The 12,455-nt window shown below is 65.9% G+C and carries 9 protein-coding genes and 1 tRNA gene; 6 read left to right on the plus strand and 4 right to left on the minus strand.

Annotated elements, in window-relative coordinates:
* Positions 1-83 precede the first annotated feature (83 nt).
* The gene (gene ald, locus BSY18_RS02455; protein WP_069049535.1) at positions 84-1,199 is read left to right on the plus strand and encodes an alanine dehydrogenase; all 1,116 of its coding nucleotides are present in this window, start codon (positions 84-86) and stop codon (positions 1,197-1,199) included.
* A 28-nt stretch (positions 1,200-1,227) separates the two neighbouring features.
* Positions 1,228-2,199 carry an oxidoreductase gene (locus BSY18_RS02460; RefSeq protein ID WP_069049536.1) on the plus strand — a complete coding sequence of 324 codons (972 nt, stop codon included), beginning with the start codon at positions 1,228-1,230 and terminating at the stop codon, positions 2,197-2,199.
* 13 nt (positions 2,200-2,212) lie between these two features.
* Here the strand turns inward: BSY18_RS02460 and BSY18_RS02465 are convergent, their stop codons facing one another.
* From BSY18_RS02465 to BSY18_RS21385, 4 genes are all read right to left on the minus strand, one after another.
* Positions 2,213-2,602 (minus strand): hypothetical protein, encoded by a 390-nt coding sequence (locus tag BSY18_RS02465; protein WP_069049537.1) that lies wholly within the window; start codon positions 2,600-2,602, stop codon positions 2,213-2,215.
* Positions 2,603-2,878: 276 nt separating this feature from the next.
* Complete coding sequence (locus BSY18_RS02470) at positions 2,879-4,309, minus strand: tetratricopeptide repeat protein (protein WP_069049538.1); 1,431 nt, start codon at positions 4,307-4,309, stop codon at positions 2,879-2,881.
* 192 nt (positions 4,310-4,501) lie between these two features.
* A tRNA-Met gene (locus tag BSY18_RS02475) sits at positions 4,502-4,578 on the minus strand.
* 20 nt (positions 4,579-4,598) lie between these two features.
* The gene (locus BSY18_RS21385; protein ID WP_236823431.1) at positions 4,599-4,742 is read right to left on the minus strand and encodes a hypothetical protein; all 144 of its coding nucleotides are present in this window, start codon (positions 4,740-4,742) and stop codon (positions 4,599-4,601) included.
* 36 nt (positions 4,743-4,778) lie between these two features.
* Here BSY18_RS21385 and BSY18_RS02480 point away from each other — a divergent pair, with 36 nt between their 5' ends.
* The 4 genes from BSY18_RS02480 to BSY18_RS02495 all read left to right on the plus strand — a co-directional run bounded on the left by BSY18_RS02480 (position 4,779) and on the right by BSY18_RS02495 (position 11,984).
* Positions 4,779-6,014: an NAD(P)/FAD-dependent oxidoreductase gene (locus BSY18_RS02480; protein WP_069051646.1), complete on the plus strand. Its 1,236-nt coding sequence runs from the start codon at positions 4,779-4,781 to the stop codon at positions 6,012-6,014.
* 181 nt (positions 6,015-6,195) lie between these two features.
* Positions 6,196-7,350: an efflux RND transporter periplasmic adaptor subunit gene (locus tag BSY18_RS02485; protein ID WP_069049539.1), complete on the plus strand. Its 1,155-nt coding sequence runs from the start codon at positions 6,196-6,198 to the stop codon at positions 7,348-7,350.
* Between the two features lie 9 nt (positions 7,351-7,359).
* Positions 7,360-10,551 (plus strand): multidrug efflux RND transporter permease subunit, encoded by a 3,192-nt coding sequence (locus BSY18_RS02490; RefSeq protein WP_054134439.1) that lies wholly within the window; start codon positions 7,360-7,362, stop codon positions 10,549-10,551.
* Positions 10,548-11,984, plus strand: coding sequence for an efflux transporter outer membrane subunit (locus BSY18_RS02495; RefSeq protein ID WP_069049540.1), 1,437 nt, complete (start codon positions 10,548-10,550; stop codon positions 11,982-11,984). Before BSY18_RS02490 ends, BSY18_RS02495 begins: the two co-directional genes overlap by 4 nt.
* Positions 11,985-12,455 lie beyond the last annotated feature (471 nt).

Raw genomic sequence — 12,455 nt, forward strand, 5'->3', positions numbered from 1 at the left:
GTAATAAAGTAACAAAATGCTGTCGCGCAGGGAAGGCGGTGCAGGTAAGCCATGGGCAAAACATCCAGCAGGAGAAGTCTGTCATGCGCGTCGGAACCGTCAAGGAAATCAAGAACCACGAATATCGCGTCGGCCTGACGCCCGAGAGCGCCCGCGAACTGGTGCAGCACGGCCATGAGGTCTGGGTGCAGAAGGGCGCAGGCCTGGGCATCGGCGAGAGCGACAACGACTATCTGCGCGCTGGCGCCAAGCTGATCGACACCGCGGCCGAAATCTTCGCCGAGTGCGAGATGGTGGTAAAGGTCAAGGAACCGCAGTCGGTCGAGCGTGCGATGCTGCGCGAAGGCCAGATCCTGTTCACCTATCTGCACCTTGCGCCCGACCCTGAGCAGACCAAGGATCTGGTCGCTTCCCAGGCGGTGTGCATCGCCTATGAAACCGTCACCGATGCCAGCGGCGGTTTGCCGCTGCTCAAGCCCATGAGCCAGGTCGCAGGGCGCATGTCGATCCAGGCGGGTGCGACCGCGCTCGAAAAGGCGCACGGCGGACGCGGCATCCTGCTCGGCGGCGTTCCGGGCGTGGCGCCCGGCAAGGTCTGCGTGATCGGCGGCGGCGTCGTCGGTTTCAACGCCGCGCAGATGGCGGCAGGCCTTGGCGCTGACGTCACCATCCTCGATCGCAACCCCGAGGTGCTCGAGCGGCTGGGCTATTATTTCGAATCGCGTGCCAAGACGCGCTTTGCAAACGCCGCCAATGTCGCCGAATGCGTCGCGGCGGCCGATCTGGTGATCGGCGCTGTGCTGATCCCCGGCGCTGCCGCGCCCAAGCTGGTGACGCGCGAGATGCTTTCCACGATGCGTCCGGGCGCGGTGCTGGTCGATGTCGCGATCGACCAGGGCGGCTGCTTTGAAACCAGCCACGCGACGACGCATGCCGAGCCGACCTATATCGTCGATGGCATCGTGCATTACTGTGTCGCCAACATGCCCGGCGCGGTTGCGCGCACCAGCACCTATGCGCTCAACAATGTTACGCTGCCGCATATGCTGCGCATGGCCGACAAGGGCTGGAAGGACGCGCTGCGCTCTGACGCGCATCTGGCCGCGGGCCTGAACGTGTGGAACGGCCGGGTCACCTACAAGGCGGTGGCGGATGACCTTGGCTACGACTATTGTCCGATGGAAGAGGCGCTCGCCTGAGACGCCCACAGCGCAGCAGGAGAGCTTCATGATCGCAGCCCATCAGACCCCCGTCGATTCGCCTTTCGGTCGCCACAGCGAACCGCATGAGGTGCTCGCCGGGATCGATCTGACAGGCAGGAATGCGATCGTCACCGGGGGCTATTCGGGCATCGGGCTGGAAGCGGTGCGCGCGCTGGCGGCAGCGGGCGCATCGGTCACCGTGCCTGCACGCGATAGTGCCAAGGCGCACGCCGCGCTGGACGGCATCAAGGGCGACATCCGCATCGCGCTGATGGACCTTGCCGATGTCGCATCGGTGCGGCGTTTTGGGCAGGGCTATGCCGAGAAGGTCACGCGGCTCGACCTGCTGATCAACAACGCAGGTGTCATGGCGTGCCCGGAAACACGGGTGGGGCCGGGCTGGGAGATGCAGTTCGGTACCAATCATATGGGCCATTTCGCGCTGACCGACGTTCTGCTGCCGCTGCTTCAGCGTAGCGGTGAATGCCGCGTGGTGGCGCTGTCATCGACCGGGCACAAGCTTTCGGACATCCGCTGGGACGACCCCAACTGGAGCGATGGCAGCTACGACAAATGGAAGGCTTATGGCCAGTCCAAGACCGCCGATGCGCTGTTCGCGGTCGCGCTGAATGCGCGGCTGGCCCAAAGCGGCGGCATGGCGTTTGCCGTCCACCCCGGCGGCATCATGACCCCGCTGCAGCGGCATCTGCCGACCGAGGAAATGGTCGCATTGGGGTGGCTGAACGAGCAGGGCGAGATTGCCGAGGGTGCCCGCGCCATGTTCAAGACACCGGCGCAGGGCTGCACCACCACGCTGTGGGCCGCCACCAGCCCGCTGCTGCACGGCAAGGGCGGGGTCTATTGCGAGGATTGCAACATCGCGGCAGTCTCCAGCGGCGAGCCCGTCCGCTATCGCTTTGTCGAGCCGCACGCGGTGGACAGCGACAGTGCCGAACGGCTGTGGGACCTGAGTGAGCGGCTGCTCGCAACGGCCTGAGCCGCAAACTGCCCTAGCGGAAATCCGCAAACGCGATGAGCTTGCGAAACCCGGCCGTGCAGCTGGGCTTGCCATCGACCACGCGCTGCTCGACCCAGATATCGCCCGAGTGATACCCCCATTGCGCCAGCCGCTTGCGGGGTTGTGCCACCGTCTGCCCGCCCAGCCAGCGCGCGACCGCAGGTTTGAGCGCCAGCCGCGCGCGGCCTTGCGCGTTGCAGGCGCGGGTGCCGTGCCAGCTTTCGATGGTCCTCGCGAGATCGGCCTGGACGCGGGTCCGCTTGCCTGGGACGATATCGTGATCGGCCGAGCGGAAGGACAGCATCTGCGCCTGGGCGGGCCAGCCAAGCACGACCCATGCACCCAGCACGCTGGTCAGGAACAGCGCCAGACCTATCGCCACTCGCCGCATGGAGTCCCCCGAAGGCCGTCCTGCCGATGGCAAGACCCAAACACCCCGATCGATCGGCCCGATGCTGTGGCCGGGTGACAAGGGTGGCCTGATCGCCGGGGCCGGGGCACGAAAGATGGCCAGCAGCCAGTTGGGTCGACGAATACCCCCGGTCCCGCCGATCAGACCATGATCCTGCTAGCGCAAACGGGGCGAACCTAGGCTGTAGCAAATTGTTGCGAAGCGGTGAAAATCGCGGAGTATGCAGGTGACGCAGGCGTTACCCGATCAGGTCAGCCGCACCTTGGGGGTGGCGATCACCACCTTGTTGAGCAGCGCCTGCACCTCGGCATCGCCTTGCCACTGCTGGGCGATGCGCTTGTTCAGCGTCGCCGAATACCAGCGTTCGCCCAGCATCGCTGCCTGGCGCAGCAGCGCGACCAGCGTTTCGCGGTCGCCCATGCTGGAGGCCTGGAAGGCGGGGGTCATCCGCGTCTTGCGCTCGCCTGCGGCAAATTCGCGCTGGGCATCGGCCACCAGCACCAGATGCGCTGTCGTCGGATTGCGGACGACCGCCGTATCCAGTTTCTGTGCAAGCGCGAGCAGCTCGGGCACCTTGCGCAGCCTGGCCAGCTCGCCGAATTCACGGGCATAAGCGCGGATGTCGCCGCGCGAGATATGCGCCCAGGCCAGGCAGTTGCGGATCGTCGCATCGTCGGGATATTGCGCCTTGAGCTGGTTGAGTTCCATCAGCGCACGACGGTCTCTTCCCGCCTGCCAGTGAGCGCACGCGCGTTCGATCGCGATCGCCGGAGTGCCCGGCAACAGCAGCTGCGCGGTATCATACTCGCGCTGCGCCGCCGTATCCTGGCCCAGATCGGCCAGAACGTTGGCGTACCAGAAATGGCTCAGACCATCGTGCGGGTCGAGCGTCAGCGCGCGCTGGAACGAATTCACTGCGCGCTGGGCGTCATAGCTCCACCAGTACTGGATGAAGCCATTGGCACGGTGTGCGGCCGGCAGGCGGCTGTCGAGCTTCAGCGCCTGTTCGACGGCGGATTTCGCCGCGCTATAGGCCCGGCTCTCGGTCGCCGCGCCATATTCGCGCGTGATCAGCCAGGCCTCGGCAAGGCCTGCATAGGCGGGCGCGAATTCTGGATCCGCGGCAATTACGCGCTCATACAGCCCTATCGCCCGGCTGAGCGCGGCGGGCGTTCGGCGAGCCCACAGATCACGCGCGGCGACATAGTCGCTGGCCACCTTGGGGTCGCGGGGCAGGGGGACGATCTGTTCGCTGCGCGGTTCGCCGGGCGACTGCGCACCGCCAAGCATCGGCAGCGACACTGCAAGCACGCCAGCCAGCGCCACCGCGCCGAGGGAAGGCCACAGCCAGCGCCGGGACGATTGCGACGGTGCATCCGTCCCGAGCGATTGCGTCTGAGGCGCGGACGGTGGCGGTGCGCTGCTGGCGGGCAGCGGAGTTTCGGGCTCGGGCGCTGCCGGCGCGTCGGCAAGGTCGCCCTGCTCGGCGCGGCGAGCCCAGGTGGCAAGCTCGCGCTCATAGGCGAAAACGGATCCCTGTTTTCCGCCGGGCAGGCGGTGGACGGGCAGGTCACGCTCGCGCGCCCAGCGCATTACGGTCGTCCGGTCACGGCGGAAATATCCGGCGATAGACTTCCACCCATCCAGTCTGCGATCGGGGGATTCCGGCTGGTTCACCACTGTTCTCACAGATCCCTAAGCGCGCGCTCAGCTGCCCGGACACGCACGATAGCCGCCGGAACGCACACCGACATTATCGGCAATCTGCCGATGGAGTCCATCTAATATGCTGAAAACCAAGCGGATCGTGGCAGCTTAAAATCTCGGCGGGGGCAAAGAAATAATTTCCGGCGCCGATTGTGTCCGGGATGGTAGCGGAGGAGGGACTTGAACCCCCGACCTACGGATTATGATTCCGCCGCTCTAACCAGCTGAGCTACTCCGCCATCCCGGCGCGCCCGGCGCTTTACAGCCGGGGCAGGCCGCGCGCTATAGTTGGCACTTGCGCGATGGTCAAACCAAAATGCGCCTCAACACCGCTATTGGATTGCGCCATGATGTGCAGGCTTGTTTTCCGCAGCGTCAACCGGCACATGGCGCGCAGGATCACGGTCGCCGAAAGGCCATCGAGCAGGAGAGGGATGCGGTGCAGGACAGCTATGACATTGCCATCGTCGGAGCAGGACACGCGGGCGCACAGGCGGCGATCTGCCTGCGCCAGATGGGGTTCGCAGGCTCGATTGCGCTGATCGGCGAGGAGCAGTTTCCGCCCTATGAGCGACCGCCGCTCTCCAAGGAATATCTCGCCGGCGACAAGCCGTTCGAGCGAATCCTGCTGCGTCCCGAAACCTTCTGGAGCGAGCGGCAGGTCGACCTGCAGCTCGGCAAGCGGGTGACCGCGGTCGATCCGGTCGCCAAGTTGCTGACCACCAGTGGCGGCACGCAGACCGGCTATGGCCAGCTGATCTGGGCAACCGGCGGCACGCCCCGGATGATGGATTGCCAGGGCAGCAATGCCAGCAACGTCTTTGCCGTGCGCACCCGCGCCGATGTCGACAAGATCATGGCGCGGCTCGACAACACGCAGAGCGTCGCGATCATCGGCGGCGGCTATATCGGGCTGGAAGCGGCCGCGGTAATGCGCAAGCTGGGCAAGCAGGTCACGCTGATCGAGGCGCTGGACCGGGTGCTCTCGCGGGTTGCCGGCCCGTCGCTGTCGGCGTTCTTCGAAAAGGAACACCGCGACCATGGGGTGGATCTGCGCACCGGCTACACCGTCGATCACATCGAGACCGACGAGGCGGGGCATGCGGTCGCGGTGCGCTGCGGCAATGGCGAGCGGATCGCGGCGGACATGGTGATCGTCGGTATCGGCATCATCGCGCAGACCGGGCCTCTGATCGCAGCCGGGGCAGCGGGCGGAAACGGGGTCGATGTCGACGAGTTCTGCCGCACCAGCCTTCCTGATGTCTATGCCATCGGCGATTGCGCCGCGCACGCCAACGCCTTTGCCAACGACCGGGTGATCCGGCTGGAATCGGTGCAGAATGCCAACGACCAGGCCAAGGTCGCCGCAAGCCACATCATGGGAACAGCAGAGCCCTATCAGGCGATCCCGTGGTTCTGGTCCAACCAGTATGACCTCAGGCTGCAGACCGTCGGCCTGTCGCTCGATTACGATCAGGAACTCGTCCGCGGCGATCCTGTCAGCCGCAGCTTCTCGGTGATCTATCTGCGTGGCGGCAAGGTGATCGCTCTCGACTGCGTCAATGCCACCAAGGACTATGTCCAGGGCCGCAAGGCGGTGCTCGAAGGCGTGCCGCTCGATCTGGCGGAACTGGCCAATCCGGCTATCCCGATCAAGGAAGTCAGTCACGCCTGAACGACCTGAATGCCGTCAACCGACCGCGGCACTGGCAGATCGCGAAATTTTGTTGCCGGGGATGAAACAAACTTGCCCGGTCGGGGGTTAACCTTCTAATACCGCGCCATAATCGTATACGGTGTCCATAAGTTTCTGCGAGTCTGTCATTTCCTTATCCGTTCGACCAACACGAACGATCGTGAAGCACGTCGCCCTGGCAGGGCTGGCGGCGATCGCGCTTGCCGGATGTTCTAGCGCAGAGGAGGACAAGAGCGGCGAACGGCCTGTGCCCGAAGTCGGCTTCGTTGTCGTCCGGTCGAGCCCCGTGCCCGTTTCGGTCGAGCTAGCCGGGCGGATCGCTGCCTTCGAGATGTCCGAGGTTCGCCCGCAGGTCACCGGCATCATCCGCCGCAGGTTCTTCGCCGAAGGCGCGGTGGTGCGGGCAGGGCAGACGCTCTACGAAATCGATCCAAGGCTGTATCGGGCGGCGACCGCAGAGGCGAACGCCAACCTCAACAGTGCCATGGCCAATGCCGAGGCAACCCGCATCCGGGCCGAGCGGCTGAAGCCGCTGGCCGAGGCGCAGGCGGTCGCGCTGCAGGACTATGTCGATGCCGCCGCCGCCGCGCGTCAGGCTGCCGCAGCGGTCCAGCAAAGCCGCGCGCAGCTGCAGACCGCTGACGTCAACCTGCAGTTCACCCGCGTTCCCGCGCCGATCACCGGGCGCATCGGGCGTTCGCTGTTCACCGTGGGCGCGCTGGTTACCGGCAACCAGGCCGAGCCGCTGGCGATAATTCAGGGGGTCGACCCCGTGTTCGTGGACATCCAGCAATCGAGCGCGGAACTGCTGACGCTGCGCCGCTCGCTCGCGCAGGGCGGGGCTGCGCCAGCGAGTGCAGAGGTGTCGCTGGTGCTGGAAGATGGCAGCGACTACGGGCCGCGCGGTGTGGTGCAATTCTCCGAAGTGATGGTCAACGCCGCGACCGGTACGGTCACGCTGCGCGCGCGCTTTGCCAATCCGCAGGGGCTGCTTTTGCCCGGCATGTTCGTCCGCGCCCGCTTCGACCAGGCGATCAACACCAGCGCCATTCTGGTTCCGCAGGCCGGGCTCAGCCGCAATGCCCGCGGCCAGGCGGCGGTCTTCGTGATCGACGCGCAGAACCGCGCGACCGAACGCCAGGTGACCGCAGACAGGGCCGTGGGCACCGACTGGGTGATCACCAAGGGACTGAAGCCGGGCGACAAGGTGATCGTCCAGGGACTGGCCAAGGTCAGGCCCGGCGCGCCGGTCCGCCCGGTTCCGGCCAGCAAGCCGCAGGTGATCGCACCGCCGCCCTCGCCGAAGCGCGGCTGAGGCCGGCGCATGTCACGGATCTTCATCGAGCGGCCGATCTTCGCCTGGGTGCTGGCGATAATCACCATGCTGGCCGGGGTCGGGGCGATCTATCTGTTGCCGATCGAACAATATCCCGATGTCGCGCCGCCACAGGTCAACATCCGCGCGACCTTCCCCGGAGCATCGGCGGACACGCTGGAGAACAGCGTCACCCAGATCATCGAGCAGCAGCTCACCGGGATCGACGGGCTGCTCTATTTCAATTCCAGCTCGAGCTCGCGCGGGCAGGTGACGATCAGCGCGACGTTCGAAAAGGGCACCGATCCCGATATCGCTCAGGTCCAAGTGCAGAACCAGGTCCAGCAGGCGCTGGCCCGCCTGCCGCAGCAGGTGCAGCAGCAGGGGCTGCGCGTTACGAAGTCCAACCCCGATTTCCTGCTGATCGTCGGCGTCTACGACGAGACCGACCGCAGCACCAATATCGACGTCTCCGACTTCCTCGTCTCCAACCTGCAGGATCAGCTCGCGCGGATCGAGGGTGTCGGCGAGACCAACGTATTCGGCTCGCAATATGCGATGCGCATCTGGATGGACCCGGACCGGCTGGCTTCGGTCGGTTTGATGCCCGGTGACGTGATCACCGCGATCCGCAACCAGAACACCGAAGTGGCCGCAGGCGAAGTGGGTGGCCTGCCCCAGCCCGATACTAACCAGCTCAACGCCACGGTAACCTCGCAATCGCGGCTGCGAACCGTCGACGAGTTCAAGGCGATCATTCTCAAGTCCGAACAGAGCGGCGCGATCGTCCGCCTGTCCGATGTCGCCCGGGTGGAGTTGGGGGCAGAGAATTACTCCGCATCCAGCCGGATCAACGGCCATCCGGGGGCAGGGCTTGCGGTGTCGTCCGCGCCGGGCGCCGATGCGCTGGCAACCGCAGATCTGGTCAAGCAGGCGGTCAGCGAGGCCGAGGCGAACTTCCCGCCCGGCTACAAGGTCGCCTATGCCAACGATACCACCGCGTTCATCCGGCTGTCGATCGACGAGGTCGTCCAGACGCTGATCGAGGCGATCATCCTGGTCGTCATCGTGATGTTCGTGTTCCTGCAGAGCTGGCGCGCTACGCTGATCCCCACCATCGCGGTTCCGGTGGTGCTGCTGGGAACGTTCGCGATCTTCTATCTGTTCGATTTCTCGATCAACACGCTCACCCTGTTCGGGCTGGTGCTGGCCATCGGCCTGCTGGTCGATGATGCCATCGTGGTCGTCGAGAATGTCGAGCGGCTGATGGAGGAAGACCCCGAGCTCACCCCCAAGGAAGCCACGATCAAGTCGATGGCCGAAATCCAGGTGGCGCTGGTCGCCATTGCGGTTGTGCTCTCTGCCGTGTTCCTGCCGATGGCGTTCTTCGGCGGATCGACCGGGGTGATCTACCGCCAGTTCTCGATCACCATCGTCTCGGCGATGGTCCTCTCGGCGCTGGTCGCGCTGATCCTCAGCCCGGCGCTGACCGCCAGCCTGTTGCGGCAGAAGCAGATCGACGGGCACGAGCGGCAAAGCTGGCTCGAACGCCGCTGGCCAGCTGGCGCGCGGCGCGTCGACAAGGCGCAGCACTGGTTCAACCACGGCTTTGCGCGCGGCACCGACCGCTATGTCGCTGCGGTCGAGAAGGTCGTGGACCGCAAATGGCTGTTCCTTGCGATCTATGCGATCGTCCTGGTCCTGCTCGCGGTGCTGTTCGTGCGGCTGCCCACCAGCTTCCTGCCGACCGAGGACCAGGGTTCTGCGCGCGTGCAATTCCGCCTGCCCGCCGGTGCCACCCAGGGTCGCACCCGCGAGGTGCAGCTGGCGATCGAGAAGTACATGCTGGAGAAGGAACGCGACAACATCGCGGTGATGTTCATCGTCGCCGGTGGCGGGCAGGGCGCGGCGGGACAGAACACCGGTCAGGGCTTCGTCAACTTCGTCGACTGGTCCGAGCGCGAGGGCGCGGAAAACTCCGCCGACGGCATTGTCGAGCGCGCCGGAAAGGCATTTTCGCAGTTCCGCGATGCGCAGGTCAACGCGCTTGTCCCCGCCGCCATTCGCGGGCTTGGGCAGACCAACGGCTTCAGCCTGCAGCTGCAGAACACCAGCGGCATGACCCGCGAAGAGTTTACCGCCGCGCGCGACAAATTGCTCGAGCTGGCGGAAGGCGACCCGGTTCTGGCCGGCGTCCGGCTGGGCGAGCTGCCCGATGTCGCGACGCTGCAGGTCAACATCGATCAGCCCAAGCTGGCGGCCCTAGGGCTCAACCAGCAGGATGTGAACACCACGCTGTCGGCCGCCTGGGGCGGGCAGTATGTCAACGACTTCATCGATCGCGGCCGGGTCAAGCGCGTGTTCGTGCAGGGCGACGCGCCCTATCGCGCGACGCCCGATGATCTCAATGCCTGGTTCGTGCGCGGCGCGCAGGGCCAGATGGCGCCGTTCTCCGCCTTTGCCCGCACCAGCTGGGCGACCACGCCGACCACGCTGTCGCGCTTCCAGGGCTATCCCAGCTTCCAGTTCGAAGGCCAGGCTGCGCCGGGCGAAAGCTCGGGCGCTGCGATGGACCGGATCGAGGAGCTTGCGAAAGAGATTCCCGGAGTCGGCGTCGCCTGGTCTGGCCTGTCATTTCAGGAACGGCTGTCCTCGGGCCAGGCGCCATTGCTTTACGGCCTCTCGCTGCTGGTTGTCTTCCTGTGTCTGGCTGCGCTGTACGAAAGCTGGACCATTCCCGTCGCGGTGATGCTGGTCATCCCGCTGGGGCTGGTCGGCGCGGTGTTCGCGGTGACGCTGCGCGGGCTGGAGAACGACGTATATCTGCAGATCGGGCTGCTCACCACCATGGGGCTGGCGGCGAAGAACGCCATTCTGGTGATCGAGTTCGCCGAACAGGCGGAAAAGCGTGGGAGCCGCGTGATCGATGCGGCGCTGGAAGCGGCGCGGCTGCGGTTGCGACCGATCCTGATGACCAGCCTTGCCTTCATCTTCGGCGTGCTGCCGCTGGCTCTGTCCAGCGGAGCAGGGGCCAACAGCCGCATCGCCATCGGGACGTCGGTGATCGGGGGCATGCTGACCGCGACGGTGCTGGCGATCTTCTTCATCCCGCTGTTCTTCGTGCTGGTCCGCCGCACCACGCGCGATACCTTGAAGAAGCTGCACATCGGCGAACCCAAAACGAGCGAGGGCGCGGTATGAGGGGCGCTGCACTGATCGCGATAGCGTTGCTCTCGGGCTGTTCGATGGCGCCCAAATATGTCCAGCCAGAGCTGCCGGTGCCGCAATCCTGGCCGGTGGGCGATGCCTATCTGGCGCAGAGCGAGGCGTCTCTGCCGGTATTGTCCTATCGCGATGTGTTCGTCGATCCCCGGCTGGCGCAAGTGATCGATCAGGCGCTAGCCAACAACCGCAACTTGCGCGTCGCAGCCGCCAATATCGAGGCCGCGCGTGCGCAGTTCCGAATCCAGCGGGCCTCTCAGCTTCCGCAGATCGGGGTGGCGGCGGGTCGCACGCAGTTCGACAACGGCACCGCCAACCAGAACCGCAACCAGGATGTCGATATCGGCAACAGCCCGACCGCGAGTCGCTCGACCGCAGGGGTGCGTTATACCGCCGATGTCAGCACCGCCGCATTCGAGCTGGACCTGTTCGGGCGGCTGCAATCGCTGTCCGATGCCGCGCTCAACCGCTATTTCGGCACCGAGGCGGCGGCGCGCGCCACGCGGCTGACGCTGATCGGCGATATCGCCGATGCCTGGCTGACCTATGCCACCGACCGCTCTTTGCTCAAGCTGGCCGAGGACACCGCCGCGAACGCGCGCGAGCGTGTGAAGCTGATCCGGCTGCGGCTCGATGGCGGCATCGCGCCGCGCACCGATCTGCGCCAGGCCGAGCAGATCCTCGCGACCGCCGAGGCCGATATCGCCGCACAGACCACCGCGCTGGCGCAGGATGTCAACGCCTTGCAGCTGCTGGTGGGGGCCCCGGTCGACGAGGCGCTGCTGCCGCGATCGCTCTCCGATGCGGGCGAGGCGGTGAAGACTTTGCCCGCCGGGCTCGATTCCACCATCCTGCTGCGGCGTCCCGATGTGATGCAGGCGGAGTATGAGCTGCGCGCCGCCAATGCCGAGATCGGCGCGGCGCGCGCAGCGCTCTTCCCGCGGATCACGCTGACGGGGCTTGCAGGGCTTGCCAGCAACGCGTTGTCGACGCTGTTCACCGGCGCGGCGTTCAATTATTCGGCAGGCGCCAATGTGCGCTATTCGCTGTTCGCCGGCGGCGCCGCGCAGGCCGGCGTGGCGCAGACCCAGGCGCAGCGCGACGCGGCGGTGGCAGGCTATGAAGGCGCGATCCAGGCGGCATTCCGCGATGTCGCCGATGCTCTGGCGCGCCGCGGCACGATCACCGAACAGCTCCGCGCCACCCGCGCCTTTGTCGAGGCGGCGGAGGACAACTACCGGCTGACCGACATGCGCTATCGCGGCGGGCTGGACTCGTTCCTCACCAGCCTCGATGCGCAACGCTCCCTCTACACCGCAGAGCGCACGCTGCTGACGACGCGGTTGGTGGAAGCGAGCAACCGGGTGACGCTGTACCGCGCGCTGGGCGGCGAGGCTGTTGCTGCGCCTTAAGGTGTTGCCAGGCGGAGGCCGGGGCTCATTCTACTTTCCACCGTATTTCGTTCCAAAACCGTCACCCCCGCGACGCGGGGGGCCCGCTCATCTCCGGCAGTCGCGCAGAAGTGGTATTCCCGCGTTCGCGGGAATGACGAGGCTATGAAAACGCTGGGAGTGGCCACCTGCCTCGCCCTCGCTGAGAGCGCGAAGGGCAAGGCAGGCGAATTCTATTCCAGGATGGGCTCAGCCCTTGGGGCGCTTGCCGGGGCCACCTGCGCGGGGCTTGGCATCAAAGCGGGGCTTGCCTTCGGGACGTGGACGGCTGTCGCCGCGCGGGGCGAAGGGCTTGCCGCCGCCGGGTCCACCCGAACGCGGGCCATCGCTGCGCGGACCATCGCTGCGCGGTCCGCGCGGCTTGTCGGCGAAGGATGCCCGGTCGGCATTGGTCTTCTTGTCGCCATAGGGCTTTTTGTCACCAAACGACTT

Origin of the sequence: Blastomonas sp. RAC04, assembly GCF_001713435.1 — a bacterium.
Taxonomy (GTDB): Bacteria; Pseudomonadota; Alphaproteobacteria; order Sphingomonadales; family Sphingomonadaceae; genus Blastomonas; species Blastomonas fulva.

Coding starts and splice junctions, on each gene's coding strand:
- BSY18_RS02490 (WP_054134439.1), top strand. CDS start 7,360: ATGTCACGGATCTTCATCGAGCGGCCGATCTTCGCCTGGGTGCTGGCG.
- BSY18_RS02460 (WP_069049536.1), top strand. CDS start 1,228: ATGATCGCAGCCCATCAGACCCCCGTCGATTCGCCTTTCGGTCGCCAC.
- BSY18_RS02495 (WP_069049540.1), top strand. CDS start 10,548: ATGAGGGGCGCTGCACTGATCGCGATAGCGTTGCTCTCGGGCTGTTCG.
- ald (WP_069049535.1), top strand. CDS start 84: ATGCGCGTCGGAACCGTCAAGGAAATCAAGAACCACGAATATCGCGTC.